Source organism: Amycolatopsis sp. NPDC049252 (assembly GCF_043197175.1).
Classification (GTDB): domain Bacteria; phylum Actinomycetota; class Actinomycetes; order Mycobacteriales; family Pseudonocardiaceae; genus Amycolatopsis.
Genome location: NZ_JBICSQ010000002.1, coordinates 405,639 through 422,262 on the forward strand (window position 1 = coordinate 405,639; position 16,624 = coordinate 422,262).

At 69.2% G+C, this 16,624-nt stretch carries 18 protein-coding genes; 14 read left to right on the plus strand and 4 right to left on the minus strand.

The features are described from left to right. Positions 1 to 9 precede the first annotated feature (9 nt). Positions 10 to 516 (minus strand): Lrp/AsnC family transcriptional regulator, encoded by a 507-nt coding sequence (locus tag ACGFMK_RS04850; protein WP_392758456.1) that lies wholly within the window; start codon positions 514 to 516, stop codon positions 10 to 12. Positions 517 to 611: 95 nt separating this feature from the next. On the opposite strand from ACGFMK_RS04850, the gene ACGFMK_RS04855 reads away from it, so the two are divergent. The 7 genes from ACGFMK_RS04855 to ACGFMK_RS04885 all read left to right on the plus strand — a co-directional run bounded on the left by ACGFMK_RS04855 (position 612) and on the right by ACGFMK_RS04885 (position 9,006). Then, positions 612 to 1,796: an MFS transporter gene (locus ACGFMK_RS04855; protein ID WP_392758458.1), complete on the plus strand. Its 1,185-nt coding sequence runs from the start codon at positions 612 to 614 to the stop codon at positions 1,794 to 1,796. Between the two features lie 71 nt (positions 1,797 to 1,867). Beyond that, the gene (locus ACGFMK_RS04860; protein ID WP_392758460.1) at positions 1,868 to 2,509 is read left to right on the plus strand and encodes a zinc ribbon domain-containing protein; all 642 of its coding nucleotides are present in this window, start codon (positions 1,868 to 1,870) and stop codon (positions 2,507 to 2,509) included. Between the two features lie 202 nt (positions 2,510 to 2,711). Beyond that, positions 2,712 to 3,434: a Crp/Fnr family transcriptional regulator gene (locus tag ACGFMK_RS04865; protein WP_392758462.1), complete on the plus strand. Its 723-nt coding sequence runs from the start codon at positions 2,712 to 2,714 to the stop codon at positions 3,432 to 3,434. Between the two features lie 140 nt (positions 3,435 to 3,574). After that, positions 3,575 to 4,270 carry a hypothetical protein gene (locus ACGFMK_RS04870; protein WP_392758464.1) on the plus strand — a complete coding sequence of 232 codons (696 nt, stop codon included), beginning with the start codon at positions 3,575 to 3,577 and terminating at the stop codon, positions 4,268 to 4,270. Then, positions 4,267 to 6,288 carry a hypothetical protein gene (locus ACGFMK_RS04875; RefSeq protein ID WP_392758466.1) on the plus strand — a complete coding sequence of 674 codons (2,022 nt, stop codon included), beginning with the start codon at positions 4,267 to 4,269 and terminating at the stop codon, positions 6,286 to 6,288. Before ACGFMK_RS04870 ends, ACGFMK_RS04875 begins: the two co-directional genes overlap by 4 nt. Then, positions 6,285 to 7,676, plus strand: a complete 1,392-nt coding sequence (locus ACGFMK_RS04880; RefSeq protein ID WP_392758468.1) for a hypothetical protein — start codon at positions 6,285 to 6,287, stop codon at positions 7,674 to 7,676. The genes ACGFMK_RS04875 and ACGFMK_RS04880 overlap by 4 nt, the downstream gene beginning before the upstream one ends. Next, complete coding sequence (locus ACGFMK_RS04885) at positions 7,666 to 9,006, plus strand: DUF4407 domain-containing protein (protein WP_392758470.1); 1,341 nt, start codon at positions 7,666 to 7,668, stop codon at positions 9,004 to 9,006. The genes ACGFMK_RS04880 and ACGFMK_RS04885 overlap by 11 nt, the downstream gene beginning before the upstream one ends. Before the next feature lie 515 nt (positions 9,007 to 9,521). On the opposite strand, the gene ACGFMK_RS04890 is transcribed toward ACGFMK_RS04885, so the two are convergent. Next, positions 9,522 to 10,001 (minus strand): GNAT family N-acetyltransferase, encoded by a 480-nt coding sequence (locus tag ACGFMK_RS04890; protein WP_392758472.1) that lies wholly within the window; start codon positions 9,999 to 10,001, stop codon positions 9,522 to 9,524. A gap of 67 nt (positions 10,002 to 10,068) precedes the next feature. Between ACGFMK_RS04890 and ACGFMK_RS04895 the strand changes: the two genes are divergently transcribed. Continuing rightward, entirely contained in the window at positions 10,069 to 10,293 is a 225-nt protein-coding gene (locus ACGFMK_RS04895; RefSeq protein WP_392758474.1) for a hypothetical protein, read from the plus strand. 3 nt (positions 10,294 to 10,296) lie between these two features. Here ACGFMK_RS04895 and ACGFMK_RS04900 read toward each other — a convergent pair whose 3' ends face one another. Together ACGFMK_RS04900 and ACGFMK_RS04905 are read right to left on the minus strand one after the other, a co-directional pair. Next, the gene (locus ACGFMK_RS04900) at positions 10,297 to 10,572 is read right to left on the minus strand and encodes a hypothetical protein (protein ID WP_392758476.1); all 276 of its coding nucleotides are present in this window, start codon (positions 10,570 to 10,572) and stop codon (positions 10,297 to 10,299) included. 74 nt (positions 10,573 to 10,646) lie between these two features. Next, a complete protein-coding gene (locus ACGFMK_RS04905) occupies positions 10,647 to 10,856 on the minus strand; it encodes a YbaB/EbfC family DNA-binding protein (RefSeq protein WP_392758478.1) in 210 nt (69 codons plus the stop codon). A gap of 164 nt (positions 10,857 to 11,020) precedes the next feature. Here ACGFMK_RS04905 and ACGFMK_RS04910 point away from each other — a divergent pair, with 164 nt between their 5' ends. The 6 genes from ACGFMK_RS04910 (at position 11,021) to rpsJ (ending at position 16,612) form a co-directional block, all read left to right on the plus strand. Continuing rightward, entirely contained in the window at positions 11,021 to 11,176 is a 156-nt protein-coding gene (locus ACGFMK_RS04910) for a hypothetical protein (RefSeq protein ID WP_392758480.1), read from the plus strand. A gap of 392 nt (positions 11,177 to 11,568) precedes the next feature. After that, positions 11,569 to 11,943, plus strand: coding sequence for a 30S ribosomal protein S12 (gene rpsL, locus ACGFMK_RS04915; RefSeq protein ID WP_003102113.1), 375 nt, complete (start codon positions 11,569 to 11,571; stop codon positions 11,941 to 11,943). Further along, positions 11,943 to 12,413, plus strand: coding sequence for a 30S ribosomal protein S7 (rpsG, locus tag ACGFMK_RS04920; RefSeq protein ID WP_003102106.1), 471 nt, complete (start codon positions 11,943 to 11,945; stop codon positions 12,411 to 12,413). Before rpsL ends, rpsG begins: the two co-directional genes overlap by 1 nt. Positions 12,414 to 12,476: 63 nt before the next feature. Further along, positions 12,477 to 14,576, plus strand: coding sequence for an elongation factor G (gene fusA, locus ACGFMK_RS04925; RefSeq protein WP_392758484.1), 2,100 nt, complete (start codon positions 12,477 to 12,479; stop codon positions 14,574 to 14,576). A 130-nt stretch (positions 14,577 to 14,706) separates the two neighbouring features. Further along, positions 14,707 to 15,900 carry an elongation factor Tu gene (gene tuf, locus ACGFMK_RS04930; RefSeq protein ID WP_323329516.1) on the plus strand — a complete coding sequence of 398 codons (1,194 nt, stop codon included), beginning with the start codon at positions 14,707 to 14,709 and terminating at the stop codon, positions 15,898 to 15,900. A 406-nt stretch (positions 15,901 to 16,306) separates the two neighbouring features. After that, positions 16,307 to 16,612, plus strand: a complete 306-nt coding sequence (gene rpsJ, locus ACGFMK_RS04935; protein ID WP_003102098.1) for a 30S ribosomal protein S10 — start codon at positions 16,307 to 16,309, stop codon at positions 16,610 to 16,612. Positions 16,613 to 16,624: the final 12 nt, after the last annotated feature.

The window sequence follows — 16,624 nt, forward strand, 5'->3', positions numbered from 1 at the left end:
AGCCGCCGCTCAGGGTGAAACCCAGCCCTGCGACGTCGTCGCGCGCAGGAAGTCGTCCGACGGCGGCTGGACCGGCCGGCCCTCGTACTGCGTCGACAGCACCACCGACGACCGCAGTTCGCCGTGCGTGCCGAGGCGTTCCAGCAGGCCCTCGAAGTGCTCGAGGGACGCCGCCCGCACCTTGAGCATCGTGCAGTGGTCGCCGCTGAGGCGGTGGATCTCGACCACCTCGGGGTAGTCCTCGGACTTCGACGTCTTGAGCAGGCAGCGGCTCAGCGCGCAGCGCATCTCGACGAACGCGTGCAGCGGCTGGCCCGCGCGCCGCGCGTCGACCTCCGCGCGGTAGCCCGTGATCACCCCGGTCTCCTCGAGCCGACGGACCCGCTCGGCCACCGCCGGCGCCGACAGGTTGATCCGCCGGCCCAGTTCCTTGAACGACAACCCCCCGTCGGCCTGCAGGGCTTCCAGCAGCCGCCAGTCGACGTCGTCCAGCGGCTTTTCCGAACGCAAGGTCATGGGCCCCATCTTCCTTCCGAACGGGGGCTGGAGCGACCGAATTGCCGTTGATCGCCCCTTCGTCCGGCGCCCGGAAATCCCTAAAGTTGCTGGTCATGGGGACTTTGACGACAGCGGGCCGGACCCGGTCGATGGCGGCGCTCTTCACCGGCGTCGCGCTGCTCAACACGGCCACGGTCGGGCTGAGCACCGCGGCCACGCTGATCGTCGCCGCGGGCAGCGGACCGGGGTGGAGCGGCCTGCCGAGCGTCGCGAGCGTTCTCGGGACGGCCGCCGGCGCGCTCGGCGCGGGCCTGCTGCTCCCGGCGCACGGCCGGCGTCGGGTCCTGGGTGTCGGGTACGGCGTCGCGGCGGCCGGCGCGCTGGTCGCCTTCGCGGGCGCCCTGACGACGTCGCTGGTGCCGCTGCTGCTCGGGATCCTCCTGGTCGGCGTCGGCAACGGCGGTGCGCAGCTGTCCCGCTACGTCGCCGCGGACCTGTACCCCGAGGTACGCCGGGGCCGCGCGCTCTCGACCGTCGTCTGGGCGGGCACGGTCGGCGCGCTCGCCGGGCCCGCGCTGATGGCGCCGGCGGCGAACGTCGTGACGCGGTTCGGCTGGCCGTCGCTGTCGGGGCCGGTCGCCGTCGCGGTGTTCGCCACGGCGGGCGCGGCGCTCGCGGCGGCGTTCCTGCCGCGCGGCGTCCCCGAACGCCTCCCGGACCGGCCGGCGGTGTTCGCCGCCGGCGGGCCGGTGCGTTCGCCCGCGGTGCTGAAGCCGTTGGTGGCGATGGTCGCCGCGCAGCTGACGATGGTCGCGGTGATGACGATGACGCCGTTGCAGCTGCAGGACCACGGGCACGGCCTCGGCGTCGTCGGCTGGGTGCTGAGCGCGCACCTGGTCGGCATGTTCGCGCTGGCGCCGCTGAGCGGCCGGATCGCCGACCGCTGGGGCCCGCGGGTGACGATCAACGCGGGGCTCGGCGTGCTGGCGCTGGCGTCGGCGACCGCGGTGGCCGCCCCGACCGCGCACACGACCGGCCTGCCGGTGGCGCTGTTCCTGCTCGGTTACGGCTGGAACCTGGTGTTCGTCGGCGGCAGCGCGCAGCTGAGCCGCGACCTCGCGCCGGAGACGCGCAGCCGGGTCCAGGGCGTGGTCGACGCGGTGGTCTGGTCTGCGTCCGCTTTGGCCGGTTTGGGGTCGGGACAGCTGTTTTCGGGCGGTGGGTACGGTTTGGTGGCGGTTGTCGGTGGTGTCCTCGCGCTGCTGCCGCTCGTTCTGTTGGCCCCACGGCGATCGTGACGTCCGGTAGCCGAGCCGTTGTCGGCAAATCTTCCGTCGCCGGGTGCGCGGCCGGCTGGGGAAGATGCGCTGTGGCTGACTCTGTGCCCTTCACGGACAACTTCTCGGACCTCTCCAACACGCAGGGGTACCAGTTCGAGTTCCGCTGTGAACGCTGCGGGAACGGTTTCCGTTCCGCGTTCCAGCGCGACAACATGGAAACCGGGCGAAGCGTGCTTCGCACCGTCGGCTCGTTCTTCGGCGGGACGCTGCGGGACCTGAGCAACTCGGCCGACCAGTGGCGCTACGACCGCGCGACGAACTCGCCCGCCAAGGACCGCGCGCTCGCGGCGGCGGTCAAGGAGATCACCCCGAGCTTCCGGCAGTGCCGCGGCTGCGGCGACTGGATGTGCCACGACCAGTGCTGGAACGAGGAGATCGGCCAGTGCCTGCGCTGCTCGCCGAGCGTCGCCGAGGAGATCTCGCGCGCGCAGGCTTCGGCGCAGCGCGACCAGATCTGGGACAAGGCCCGCGAGAAGGACTGGACGTCCGGCCTCGACATCGACACCCGCGCGAAGGTGTCCTGCCCGGGCTGCGGCCTCAAGGCCGAAGGCGGCAAGTTCTGCCAGTCGTGCGGCACCGCCCTGGCGCTGAAGGTCCGCTGCGGCGGCTGCGGCAGCGAGACCAACAAGGCCGGCGCGATGTTCTGCTCGGACTGCGGCACCAAACTCTGACCCACCGCAATCCGGCGTTTCTCCGCGAGTTCCCACGAAATCCGTCAGGTTCCTGATGTGCGGCCCGCTTCGGCGGGCAGTGAGCTTTCTCGAGCATCGACAACGGCCCGTGCTGCCGGTATTTGTCGGGGGTGCGCGAGGGGGCTCGTGGCACGGAACCGGATCGGGCGGCCGTTCCGGAACTCGTGGAGGAGGGTGCGGCGTGGGTGCCGACGGGCCGGGCGGAAACGAAACGGAATGGCCGGACGGCACGGTGCTGTCGCGCCTGCCGGGTGCGCTCACCAATGAGCTGCTGCTGCTGGGACCGCCGAAACCGTGCCGGGCCGGCACGGTTTTGCTGCACCAGGGTGAGCCCAGTACGCACGTTTTCGTCCTCGGACACGGGAAGCAACCCCGCCTGGCGTGCGTCAAGGTGACCGTGGCCGCCCGCAACGGCACCGAGAGCCTGCTGGGCATCAGGATCAGCGGCGACCTGGTCGGCGAGATGGGCGTGCTGCGCGAGGGGCCGCGGTCGGCCACGGTGACGACGTGCCGCGCGATGACGGTGCACCGGATCCCGATCGAGAGCTTCCGGCTCTTCCTGCGGCGCAGGGAAGAAGCGTGGCGGGTGGTGTGTCACATGATCGCCGACCGGCTCGACTGGGCCAACCGCCGTCGCCTCGACTTCGCCGGGTACGACACGGCTGTGCGGCTCGCCCGGGTGCTGGTCGAGCTGGCCACGCACCACGGCACCCCGGGAGAGGGCGGGATCCGGCTGGGAATCGAGCTTTCGCAGGCGGAATTCGGCAAGCTCATCGGCGCCGGCCGCGACTCGACCCAATTGGCTGTCCGCCAATTGCGGGAACTGAACTATATTGGGCACAGATACCGGACAGTAACCATTCTTGACCTGAACGGGCTAGCGGCGTTCGCTGATCCTGACTAACGAACAGGTACAGATCACGGAATTTTCCGGAGTCTTGGTCACGGAGTGGAGGCAGACTCTGCGCTCACCTCCCACCAGATCCGAAAAGGACAATGACCTTGGCTCGTGCCAGCGATTTCACTCGCCATCTTCTTGTTTCCATGGACGTGCAGGGTTACGGCAGCCGGGACGACCAGCAGCACGCCGCGATCCAGTCCGGCCTGCTCAGCGTGGCGGACACGGCCGCCGCCCGGTGTGGCCTGGACCGGTCGGTGTGGCACCGGCAGGGCGCCGGCGACGGCGAACTGGCGATCCTTCCCGGTGCCGTGCCCGAACCGGCCGTCACGGACGACTACGTCCGCGAGCTGGTCGCCGGGCTCGCCGACCACAACCACGATCTCGCGCCCGAAGCCCGGATGCGGATCCGGATCGCGATCCACCACGGTGTGGCGATGCCCGGCGCGAACGGCTGGACGGGGCAGGGCGTCGTCGGCGTCAGCCGCCTTGTCGACAGCGCGCCTCTTCGCGCCGCCCTGAACGCGTTCCCGGAAGCCGACCTGGCCGTGGTCGTCTCGCGGCAGATCTACACCGACGTCGTTGCCCAGCGGCACACCTCCCTGAAGCCGGCCGAGTTCCGGGAAGTCGTGGTGCAGCAGAAGGAATACACCGACGTTGCGTGGGTGCGGGTGCCGGGCTACGACGTGCACGGCGCCACCCTCGCCGCGGATCCGCCGGAGCGGCCGCCCGCCGCGGCGGCTGCCCCGGCCGGGCAGCACTACCGCGCCGAGGCGATCACCGTGCTCAACGGGAGTGTCGACGCGCGCGACGCGGTCTTCGGGATCAAGCGCGGCCGATGAGCGAGGAAGAATCGGCGGAGACGCCGGCCGAGGAGCCGGACCCGGCTCCCGGCGACGACTACATCGAACAGCTCACTGGCGCGGTGAACCAGTTCAACGGGCCGATCTACGCCGACGGCGCCCAGTTCGGCATCGGGCTTCAGCGGCCAGGGCGGGTCAAGGCGGCGACCGGCAAGCTCGACGACGCCGACGTCGTGGCCGAACTACGCGGCTACGTGCCACCCCGCTGTTACGACACTGCGCTCACCGCGCTGGGCAAGGACCACGTCGTCGGCCTGCACGGGGGCCAGGGAACCGGGAAACGGGCCGGCGCGACCGCCCTGCTGCGCGAGGTCACCGACGGGCCGCTGTACCTGCTGTCCCCGATGAATCGGCTGAAGAGCCTTGCCGAGCGCGAGTACACGGCCGGGAGCGGCTACATCATCGCCGACCGGATCGCGGAGCGGAAAGCCGTCGACGTCGACTTCACCTGGCGCACGGTGCGCGACCGCGTCCGTGACCAGGGGGCCTACCTGGTGGTCACGACGACCAGGCCGACCGGGCCGGGCGAAGTCGACTCCGTGGCCCAGGTCTGCTGGGAGCCGCCCGACCTGCGGACGGTGTTGCGCGCCCGGCTCGCCGGCCACGCGGGCAGCGAGGACGTGATCGAGCAGGTCCTGCGGGCCTGGCCGGACGGCGGGCGGTTGCACGACCTCGTCGGCGTCGCGGCCGACATCGCCGGAGGCACGCCGGTCGCCGAGGCGCTCCCGAAACTGGACGCGTCGCTGCAGGAGCAGGTCCGGATCTGGTTCGACGACGAGCGGGACGAGCGGGATTACCTGGCTGTCACTGCGCTGGCCTTCCTGGACGGGGCGCGCCAGCGGACGTTCGAGTCCGCGCTCGTCCAGCTCGAAGGCAAGCTCGCCGAGGCGGTCGTCGGCGGGGAGCCGGACGTCGTCGAACGCTCGCAACCCGAACTGCTCCGGCAGCACCGCCTGAAGCTCTACGCGCACGACAGCTTGATCAAGATCGAGCGGGTCGGCACGGACGGCGTGGCGCGGCACTGCCCGCGGTTCAGGGAGCCGAGGTACCGCGGCTTCGTGCTGGCGGAGCTGTGGGCTCGCGAGGAAGCGCCGTTCTGGGACGGCGTCTCCGCGTGGCTGGACGAAGTCATGCCGAAGGAAGGCCTGCGCGTCGCCGCCGGTCTCGCCGAGCTCGCGAGGTCCGCTTTCGACGAGGTCGACGACATCTTGGCGCCCTGGGCCGACGGGCGCCGGGGCTGGCCCGGCCAAACCACCGCGACGCACGTGCTGTGGTTGCTGAGTTACGACGACGCGCTCGCGCCGGAGGCGCTCCAGCTGGCCGCGCACTGGGCGGGCCGCGGCAGCCCGGCCGAACGGTGGACCGGTGCGGTCGCGCTGAGCGGGGAGCTCGGCGCCCGGTACCCGCACGAGGCGGCCAACCGCCTGTGGCAGCTCGTCCTGCAGAGCCACACCGTCACGGGAGACGCGCACGTCGCGCTCGCCGGCCTGTTCGTCACCCTCACCAGGCGGACCGACGACGCCGGGGTCGTGCTGACGTTGCTCGACGGGAAGCTGAGACGGCTGGCGAAGCCGGGTGCCACTCCCGGGTACATCCGAGCGACCACGCGGGCAATCCTCAGTGTGCTGTCCGCACGAGATCGGATCGCCGGCCGGCACGCCGCGATCGAGCACCTCTGCGCCGCGCCGGACCGGGCCGCGGCGGTCGAAGGCCGGCTGTGGGCCGCCGCGCTGTGCAACCGGCCGACCCGCAAGCGGGCGCTCACCGTGTTGCGGGCGTCCCTCGACGACCTCAAGCACCTCTGTGACGACCCGGTCGCCATCGCGACCTCGCTGGGCACGGCCATTTCGGACGCCTTGCCACCCGGCGAAGCCGACCTGCTCTTCACGGACTTCGCCGCGCTCGAAGCCCGTACCCGCAAAGACAGTTCCCCGCTGGTCGAGCACCTGCTCGCCGCGATCGCCCACCTGAACCGAGAGGCCGCCGCACTGCCATGACCCACCCCTACCCGATCGTCGAGCAGCGCTCCCTGGACCCCGCGCGGGTGAAGGGGAAGTGGCTCTGGCGCAAGGAGTTCCGCGACCACGGCGAGCTGCCCAGGCCGAACGCGCACCACGTGTTCGTGTACCGCGTGGACGGCGAGTACATCCTCGACAGCGCCCAGCGGCGCCTGGACGAGGAACAGGTCGTCAACGCCACGCACGTCAGCCTGGTGGACCTGACCCGCGACGCCGAGGTGCTCGTCGAGCTGGCCATCCCGTGCGCCGAGGCCGACGACTTCACCATGCGCGTCACGTTCGTCTGCACCGTGACCAATCCCATCAGCGTCGTGCGCGAAGGACGTGGTGACGCGCAGACGCTCCTGCGGGCCTACCTCAAGAGCCACCACCGGATCTTCGAACTCGGTCTCGAGTACCGGCTCGACCAGGTCAACGAGGTCCGCCGGGACGTGAACGCCCAGGTGAAGGCCTTCACGACGCTCAAGCCGCCGGTGATCTCCGGGATCGCCGTGGAGCTGCGCAGCGTCGAGGTGCTGACGCCGGTCGAGTACCAGAAGCTCATGGGCAACCGCCGGAGCATCGAATACCAGTACGAGCTGGACACGACGCAGCAGCGCCTGGACCACACGCTGACCACCGCGCGCCAGCACAACGACCACCACCTCGAACGGGACCAGACCGGCCACGACCACCTGCTCGGCAGCGAACGGCTGGTCCACGAGCAGCAGCTGGAACGGGCACGCGTCCACCACGAAGGATCGGTCGGGGCCCAGCGGCAGGGGTACGAGCTCGACCGGCTGGCCGACCGGAAGGCGTTCGACCGGGAGCAGCGCGGGCACGACCGCGAAGAGATCACGGCGCTGGCCGAGGTCATCCGCAACAACCCGGACAGCGCGCTGGCCAATGCGTACGTGGCCGGTTCGCTCGATGCGACCGACATGGCCGAGCGGCTCCTGACCGAGAACCGCTACCGCGCCGAGACCGAGCGCACCGACCGGCAGGCCGAGTTCGACCGGAAGCACGAAGAGCGGCTCTACGAAATCGAGCAGCGGAACGAGCAGCGCCGGTGGGAGCGGGACCAGACCCGGGAGGACCGCAAATGGCGGCGTGAGGACCACGGCCTGGCCCGGGCCGAAACCCGGCGCAAGGAGGAGATCACCCTCGAGGTCATCCGGGAGCTCGGCAAGCACGGCTACCTCGACATGACGAACCTCGACCCGAACCTGCTGATCTCCAAGCTCACCGGGGCCAAACCACCCGAGCGGCTCGACCGGGGCCGCAAACCGGAGGAGCTGGCTACCGGCGAACGCGCCGAGGCGGCCCCCGCTGCTGAAGACGGCGACGAAGACGACGACACCGGGGTGAGGGAAGAGGATGTCAGTTGACACCGAGGCGCCCGCACGGGGCGCCTTGCCGCCGGACGTCCCGCTCGGGACTTACCGGCCGGTGGACCCGCACCGCGGGTTCGGACGGCGGCTGCGGGCCCTCGCGGGGATCCGCGAGGAGATCCTGGACTGGGTGCCGGAGGAGCGGCCGCGGTACACCCGCCTCGGTGCCATCGTGTTCAACACCGGCCTGCTCGCCGGGGTGTCGCTGCTGGTCGCGCTCACCAGCCTGTCGACGGTGCCGTGGATCTTCCTGGTGCCGGCCGGGGCGTTGTGGGCCTACGTCATCATCAGCTTCGACGGCTGGCTGATCGCCAGCACGCACGGGATGCTCGGCGGTGGCAAGGCCAAGGTGTTCGTGCCCCGGCTGGTGATCTCGCTGCTCATGGGCGCGGTGATCGCGGAACCGCTGGTGCTGTGGATCTTCTCGCCCGCCATCCACAAGGAGGTCCTGGACGGCCGGGAGAACGAGCTGTCCGCCTACGAAAGCCAGTACCGGCGCTGCAACCCCGAAGGCGCGCCGGCGCTGAAGACGGACGACTGCGCCAACTACCAGTTGACGATCAAGGACTCGCCTGAGGCGGCGAAGGAGGAGCTGGACAAGGCCGTCAAGAACCGCGACGCGGCGAAGAAGGAGTACGACGGCCTTTACAGCCAGTGGGACGCATTGGAAAAGCTGGCGCGCGGGGAATGCAGCGGCGCTCGGGGTGACGGGCTCACTGGCGTCGCGGGCGACGGCCCCGAATGTGACCGGAACCGGACGGTGGCGGACCGCTTCCGCACCGACAACCAGCTGGACAAGCGCCAGGCCGACCTGACCGCCGCGAACGGCCGGATCGACGAGCTGACCAAGAAACTGGGAAGTGCCCAGCAGACCGCCGGGCAGCAGGTCAGCGCGGCCATCACCGCGAAGGTCACGGCGATGCGCGAGCACCAGGGCACGATCGGCATCCTCGACGAGTCCGCCGCGCTCGAGCGGCTGGCCGATCGGAGCGGGTTCGTGTTCGCGGCGCAATGGCTCGTGCGGCTGCTGCTCATCGCGATCGACTGCCTCCCGGTGCTGACGAAGCTGATGAGCGGGTCGACGGCGTACGACGTGCTCGTCTCGAGACAGGTCGAGGTCGCGCGGCGGCTGCACGACAAGCACGTCACGCTGCGGGAGCGGCAGGACACCGCCGACAACGACGTCTGGCTGCAGCGGACCGAGTACAACCTCCGGACGCGGATCGACAGCATCGAAGAGAAGGATCGCTCTGCCCGGGCCCGGCGCGAGTCGGACCTGGACACCGAGATCGACAAGCTCGCCGCGAAGCTGCGCAGCCAGCAGTAGTTCCCGAGCTTCGTGACGACTACCTAACCAGCAGCCCCGGCGTCCAGGCGCCGGGGCTGCTGGTTTTCGACTACCCGTGACGCTGGCGGACGACACAAACGCAGTGACGTAGTCGCGCCAACCCGTTCGGCGCGATGGTGGTGCGCAACTAGTCCGAGTCGCAGGAGATTCACCCGCTCGGGCCACGCCTCATTCTTTGATCACGACTGGACGCTGCCGCTGGCCACGGCGGCCGTGTTCACCGGCCTGGCCGGTGGTGTCGACCCGACCGATGGCTCGGTCTGAGTCGTGCCCAGCCTTCGCCGGTGTTCGACCTCATCACCGCCGTCTCCTGACACGAAAGGACAGAACCATAAAGAAGACCCTCATCCGCGCGGCCGGTGCCGCGGTGCTCACCGGCCCAGCGGCCGACACCCCCGGTCCGCCGGGGCCGAAGCTTTCCCCGGGAGTCCCCGTGGACCGGCAGCTGATCGGCAGGCTCGGCATCGCGGCGATCGCCGCCTGCATCAGACGCCTCAGCTGAGGGCCTTCGCGAACCAGTGCTCCGCGTACTTGTCGTTGTTGAAGGGCTCGACCTCGGCGTATCCGGTCCGCGTGTAGAGCGCCCGCGCCTCGACGAGGTCGTGGCGGGTGTCGAGCCGCATGAGCCGGGAGCCGAGCCGGCGGGCCGCGTTCTCCGCCGCCGCGACCAGGCGTGGTGCCGCTCCCGAGCCGCGGTGGGCGGGCTTGACGTACATCTTCGTCAGCTCGCTGAGCCCCGGCTCGAGGACGCGGGTGCCGACGCAGCCCGCGAGGACGCCGTCGCGCCAGCCCAGCAGGAACGCCCCGGTCGGCGCGACCAGGTCCGTGCCCGGCTCGTCGGCCAGCGCGGCTTCCAGTTCCGCGTCGGTGGCCGGGCGGCCGTAGTAGCGCGAAGCGACTTCGTCCATGTACTCGCGCATGATCGCGACGGCGTCCGCGTCGCCGACGGGGACCTCGGTGATGTTCCACTCCACGTCCCCATCCTGGGGAAGCTGTCCACCGAATTCAGCGGGCGCGGCCGACCCCGGGCACCATGGGGACATGACGACTGTCACGAAGCGCCTCACGGTGGTGGCCGTCCTGCTGATCACGGTGGGCGCGGTCCTGCTGTCGGTGGGCGCCATCGGGTTCCGGGCCACGTCCGACGAGCCCGACGCCAACATCGGCGCCGGGTTCGCGCTGCTCGCCGGGCCGTACGTCGTCGGCCTCGGCCTGGTGTTCGCGTTGTCGGCCGGGCTCACGCACCTGACGACGCGCCGCCGCTGACGCTCAGCGCGGTGAGTGCGCCCACAGCGCCGCGGGCAGGCTGCCGGCCAGGTCGACGAGGTAGTCGGCCTCGGCCACGAGGTTCTGCCGCGTCGCGCAGCCCTGGCCCCACGTCCGCGCGGACCCGTGCTCGATGACGACGTCCCGCTGCGCGAACCGCGGGTTCGCGGCCAGCCACCGGACGAGCTCGCCCTCCAGCCGGTCGTCCGGCGGCAGCGTCGGCATGGTCATCGCCTTGCCCGGCACGATTCGCAGCTCCGGGCACGGCGGCACCTGCACCTGGATGACGTGGGTGTCGCGGAAGTAGACGTGGTCGTCGAAGTGCCGGTACGACTCCTGGTCGTCGATCCCGATCAGCGGCCGGCGGTGAACTCGACGTCGAGGACCGCGCCACCCGGCCCGGTGGTCGCGGTGACCCCGCCGTCCGGTGACGACGCGCTCGCCCGCAGCTCGGTCAGCTTCTGCCGCATCGCGCCCAGCCCGGCGAACCGGTCGTCGACGTTCCGGATACTCGCCTCGAACCGCCGGAACTCGGCTACCACCTGGTCGAACTCGGCCGACATGTCCTGCTTCCTCCCCGAACGCCCGGTACGTGGTCCACCCATCGTGGCCACTTGACGACGGTGTGACGTACGGAACTGCGGATCCGATCCCACTGCGTCACCCGACCGGGTAATGGGTAGTTTCGGGCCCGAGGGAAGCAGGGGACGAGCGCTAGGAGTGTGTGATGAGCAGCACCGAAGGGGCCGGACGGTCCGAAGAGGAATCGAAGTCGCGCGGCAGCCACGCGGCGCCCGAGGGGGCCGACGTGCACCCGCTGATCGACCTTTCGCGCGACCCGAACCCGGGCAAGCCGGACCACGCGAAGCCCGACGAGGACTGAGCCGCCGGCCGCGAATCGGGCCCCTGGCGGGATTCCCGGCTCGCGCCGGTGCCCGCCGGGCCTCCGCGCGCCACCCCGTGGAATGTCCGGCGCGCCGTCGGCGTTGAGAGGTAGGCTGAAGGTTCGTCACCTTCAGACCCCCCGCTGCGCCCGTCCGGTAGATGGGCGGGTATCTTTGGAGACCGTGCCCGGCAGGCGTCGGGCCGCTCCGCGTGCCGTGCGGCATGGGCGGGGTGCTCAGGCACCCGGTCACCGGCTTCGGCAGGTCGGGGTTCCGACGGAAAATCCCTCCGGGAAGTTACCGGTCGACAGACCGTGACGCGGGCCGACACGCCCGACCGCGGGGGCCGGTGAAGACACGAAGAAGCAGATCACGACAGGAAGCTGGTCCATTGCCCACGATCCAGCAGCTGGTCCGCAAGGGCCGCCAGGACAAGGCTGCCAAGCAGAAGACCGCGGCCCTCAAGGGGAGCCCGCAGCGGCGTGGCGTGTGCACTCGCGTGTACACCACGACCCCCAAGAAGCCGAACTCGGCGCTGCGCAAGGTCGCGCGTGTGAAGCTGACCAGCGGCATCGAGGTCACCGCCTACATCCCCGGTGAGGGCCACAACCTGCAGGAGCACTCGATGGTGCTCGTGCGTGGTGGTCGTGTGAAGGACCTTCCGGGTGTCCGTTACAAGATCATCCGCGGTTCTCTCGACACCCAGGGTGTGAAGAACCGCAAGCAGGCGCGCAGCCGGTACGGCGCGAAGAAGGAGAAGAGCTAATGCCCCGCAAGGGTCCGGCCCCGAAGCGGCCGCTGATCTCCGACCCCGTCTACGCCTCCCCGCTGGTCACCCAGCTGGTGAACAAGGTGCTGAAGGACGGGAAGCGGTCCCTGGCCGAGCGCATCGTTTACGGCGCGCTCGAAGGCGCTCGCGAGAAGACGGGCACCGACCCGGTCGTCACGCTGAAGCGCGCCCTCGACAACGTGAAGCCCACCATCGAGGTGAAGAGCCGCCGCGTCGGTGGCGCCACCTACCAGGTGCCGATCGAGGTCAAGCCGGGCCGCTCCACGACCCTGGCGCTGCGCTGGCTGGTCTCCTTCTCGCAGGCCCGCCGCGAGAAGACGATGATCGAGCGTCTGCAGAACGAGCTCCTCGACGCTTCCAACGGCCTCGGTGCCAGCGTGAAGCGCCGCGAGGACACGCACAAGATGGCCGAGTCCAACCGGGCCTTCGCGCACTACCGCTGGTGATGACCGCCCGGCTGTCGACCAAGCCATGCCGGGCCCCAAGCATGAGAACAGGGGAACACTCTCGTGGCACGTGAAGTGCTGACCGACCTGAACAAGGTCCGCAACATCGGCATCATGGCCCACATCGACGCCGGCAAGACGACCACCACCGAGCGGATCCTGTTCTACACCGGGGTCAACTACAAGATCGGTGAAGTCCACGACGGCGCCGCCACCATGGACTGGATGGAGGAGGAGCAGAAGCGGGGCATCACCATCACCTCGGCTGCGACCACCACCTTCTGGGACGACCACCAGATCAACATCATCGACACCCCGGGCCACGTCGACTTCACCGTCGAGGTGGAGCGCAACCTCCGGGTGCTCGACGGTGCGGTCGCCGTCTTCGACGGCAAGGAAGGCGTCGAGCCGCAGTCCGAGCAGGTCTGGCGGCAGGCGGACAAGTACGACGTCCCGCGCATCTGCTTCGTCAACAAGATGGACAAGCTCGGTGCGGACTTCTACTACACCGTGAAGACCATCGTCGAGCGCCTCGGTGTCCGGCCGCTGGTCATCCAGCTGCCGATCGGCGCCGAGAACGACTTCGAAGGCGTCGTCGACCTGGTCCGCATGAAGGCGCTGACCTGGCGTGGCGAGGTCCAGAAGGGCGAGGACTACTCCGTCGAGGAGATCCCCGCCGAGCTGGCCGAGCTGGCCTCGGAGTACCGCGAGAAGCTCGTCGAGACCGTCGCCGAGGCGGACGACGCGCTGATGGAGAAGTTCCTCGAGGGTGAGGAGCTCACGGAAGCCGAGATCAAGTCCGGCATCCGCAAGCTCACCATCACCAGCCAGGTCTTCCCGGTGCTGGCCGGTTCCGCGTTCAAGAACAAGGGCGTGCAGCCCATGCTCGACGCGGTCATCGACTACCTGCCGACCCCGCTGGACGTCCCGGCCGTCGAGGGCCTGCTGCCCGACGGCGAGACCGTGGCGTCCCGCAAGGCGTCGGTCGACGAGCCGTTCGCCGCGCTCGCGTTCAAGATCGCCGCGCACCCGTTCTTCGGCAAGCTGACCTACATCCGGGTGTACTCGGGCAAGGTCGCCGCCGGGGCGCAGGTCGTCAACGCGACCAAGGAGCGCAAGGAGCGCATCGGGAAGATCTTCCAGATGCACTCCAACAAGGAGAACCCGGTCGACGACGCCCAGGTCGGCCACATCTACGCGGTCATCGGGCTGAAGGACACCACCACGGGTGACACCCTGGCGGACCCGCAGAACCCGATCGTGCTGGAGTCGATGACGTTCCCCGAGCCGGTCATCCGGGTCGCGATCGAACCGAAGACGAAGGCCGACCAGGAGAAGCTGTCCCTGGCGATCCAGAAGCTGGCCGAAGAGGACCCGACGTTCCAGGTCAAGCTGGACGAGGACACCGGCCAGACGATCATCGCGGGTATGGGTGAGCTGCACCTCGAGGTGCTGGTGAACCGGATGAAGTCCGACTACAAGGTCGAGGCGAACATCGGTAAGCCGCAGGTCGCCTACCGCGAAACGATCAAGAAGACGGTGGACAAGCTCGACTACGTCCACAAGAAGCAGACCGGTGGTTCCGGCCAGTTCGCGAAGGTCATCGTGAAGCTGGAGCCGCTGGAGCGCACCGACGGCGCGCTCTACGAGTTCGACAACAAGGTGTCCGGTGGCCGCGTGCCGCGGGAGTACATCCCGTCGGTCGACGCGGGCGCCCAGGACGCGATGCAGTACGGCGTCCTGGCCGGCTACCCGCTCGTCGGGTTGAAGTTCACCCTGTTGGACGGTGCTTACCACGAGGTCGACTCTTCGGAGATGGCGTTCAAGATCGCCGGTTCCATGGCGATGAAGGAAGCCGCGAAGAAGGCCCACCCCGTGATCCTGGAGCCGATGATGGCGGTCGAGGTGACCACGCCCGAGGACTACATGGGTGACGTCATCGGTGACCTCAACTCCCGTCGTGGTCAGATCCAGGCCATGGAGGAGCGGGCGGGCATCCGCGTCGTGAAGGCGCTGGTCCCGCTGTCGGAGATGTTCGGCTACGTCGGTGACCTCCGGTCCCGCACCCAGGGCCGGGCGAACTACTCCATGTTGTTCGACTCCTACGCCGAGGTTCCCGCGAACGTCGCGAAGGAAATCATCGCGAAGGCGACGGGGGAGTAACTCCCCCACCGCGCGCGGGCATTAAGGGACTCTCCTGAACGTCCGCTAGCACCGACGAAGGAACATTCGGGGGTCGGCAGCCACGCCGGCCCCCGAGCACAAAGCGAAATCAGTCCAGGAGGACATTCCAGTGGCGAAGGCGAAGTTCGAGCGGAGCAAGCCGCACGTCAACATCGGGACCATCGGTCACGTCGACCACGGCAAGACCACGCTGACCGCGGCGATCACCAAGGTTCTGCACGACAAGTACCCGGAGCTCAACGAGTCGCGTGCGTTCGACCAGATCGACAACGCGCCCGAAGAGCGCCAGCGCGGTATCACGATCAACATCTCGCACGTCGAGTACCAGACCGAGAAGCGTCACTACGCGCACGTCGACGCCCCCGGTCACGCTGACTACATCAAGAACATGATCACCGGTGCGGCCCAGATGGACGGTGCGATCCTCGTGGTCGCGGCGACCGACGGCCCGATGCCGCAGACGCGTGAGCACGTGCTGCTCGCCCGCCAGGTCGGCGTGCCCTACATCGTGGTGGCGCTGAACAAGGCCGACATGGTCGACGACGAGGAGATCCTCGAGCTCGTCGAGCTGGAGGTCCGCGAGCTGCTGTCCTCGCAGGAGTTCCCGGGCGACGACGCTCCGGTCGTGCGCGTCTCGGGCCTCAAGGCCCTTGAGGGCGACGAGAAGTGGGGCGAAGCCGTTCTCGAGCTGATGACCGCCGTCGACGACAACGTGCCGGACCCGGTGCGCGAGCTCGACAAGCCGTTCCTCATGCCGATCGAGGACGTCTTCACGATCACCGGTCGCGGCACCGTCGTCACCGGCCGCGTCGAGCGTGGCGTGGTCAACGTGAACGAAGAGGTCGAGATCGTCGGCATCAAGGAGAAGTCGACCAAGACGACTGTCACCGGTGTCGAGATGTTCCGCAAGCTGCTGGACCAGGGCCAGGCGGGCGACAACGTCGGCCTCCTCGTCCGCGGTATCAAGCGCGAGGACGTCGAGCGCGGCCAGGTCGTCGTGAAGCCGGGTACCACCACCCCGCACACCGACTTCGAGGGCCGGGTCTACATCCTGTCGAAGGACGAGGGTGGCCGTCACACCCCCTTCTTCAACAACTACCGCCCGCAGTTCTACTTCCGCACCACCGACGTGACCGGCGTCGTGACCCTCCCCGAGGGCACCGAGATGGTCATGCCGGGCGACAACACCGACATCTCGGTGGCGCTGATCCAGCCCGTCGCCATGGACGTGAACCTGCGCTTCGCCATCCGCGAGGGTGGCCGCACCGTCGGTGCGGGTCAGGTCACCAAGATCATCAAGTGATTCAACGCCCGGCCCGGGGGCAATACACCCCCGGGTCAGGGGCGTCAAATCACGTGTGCGACACTATTCAGGTTGCTCGTCCTGGGGCGGCCGATCCTCATCGGGGTTTTCCCGACAGGGGTCCGGCCGCCCTGGCGCGAGTGGCCACGGTCCGCCGAGCTCTTCCTTCGGGTAGGCGAGCGGGCAAAGGCAGTGAGACGGTCAGCCGGCTCATAGCCTCCTCACGTTGAGGAAGACCAGGCAAGACGACGATCCCGCGGGATCCGTCTGTGCGTCGGGCGCGACACGCCCGACCGCGTGGACCGGGGACAGGGCCGTTGAACTGCGGAAACTCGGGCTCGGGTGGGGACATCCAGCACGGGTTTGTGAGATAGCGGCACGAGACGACAAGGAACGAGCAGCCACCATGGCGGGACAGAAGATCCGCATCCGGCTCAAGGCCTACGACCACGAGGCGATCGACACCTCGGCGCGCAAGATCGTGGAGACGGTCACGCGCACCGGCGCCCGTGTTGTCGGGCCGGTGCCGCTGCCCACCGAGAAGAACGTTTACTGCGTCATCCGCTCGCCGCACAAGTACAAGGACTCGCGCGAGCACTTCGAGATGCGCACGCACAAGCGTCTGATCGACATCCTCGACCCGACGCCGAAGACGGTCGACGCGCTCATGCGCATCGACCTGCCGGCGAGCGTCGACGTCAACATCCAGTAAGCGTTGGGCGAG

Coding starts and splice junctions, on each gene's coding strand:
- ACGFMK_RS04885 (WP_392758470.1), top strand. CDS start 7,666: ATGTCAGTTGACACCGAGGCGCCCGCACGGGGCGCCTTGCCGCCGGAC.
- ACGFMK_RS04850 (WP_392758456.1), bottom strand. CDS start 516: ATGACCTTGCGTTCGGAAAAGCCGCTGGACGACGTCGACTGGCGGCTG.
- rpsG (WP_003102106.1), top strand. CDS start 11,943: ATGCCCCGCAAGGGTCCGGCCCCGAAGCGGCCGCTGATCTCCGACCCC.
- ACGFMK_RS04910 (WP_392758480.1), top strand. CDS start 11,021: ATGAGCAGCACCGAAGGGGCCGGACGGTCCGAAGAGGAATCGAAGTCG.
- ACGFMK_RS04880 (WP_392758468.1), top strand. CDS start 6,285: ATGACCCACCCCTACCCGATCGTCGAGCAGCGCTCCCTGGACCCCGCG.
- ACGFMK_RS04870 (WP_392758464.1), top strand. CDS start 3,575: ATGGACGTGCAGGGTTACGGCAGCCGGGACGACCAGCAGCACGCCGCG.
- ACGFMK_RS04895 (WP_392758474.1), top strand. CDS start 10,069: ATGACGACTGTCACGAAGCGCCTCACGGTGGTGGCCGTCCTGCTGATC.
- rpsJ (WP_003102098.1), top strand. CDS start 16,307: ATGGCGGGACAGAAGATCCGCATCCGGCTCAAGGCCTACGACCACGAG.
- ACGFMK_RS04905 (WP_392758478.1), bottom strand. CDS start 10,856: ATGTCGGCCGAGTTCGACCAGGTGGTAGCCGAGTTCCGGCGGTTCGAG.
- ACGFMK_RS04855 (WP_392758458.1), top strand. CDS start 612: ATGGGGACTTTGACGACAGCGGGCCGGACCCGGTCGATGGCGGCGCTC.
- ACGFMK_RS04875 (WP_392758466.1), top strand. CDS start 4,267: ATGAGCGAGGAAGAATCGGCGGAGACGCCGGCCGAGGAGCCGGACCCG.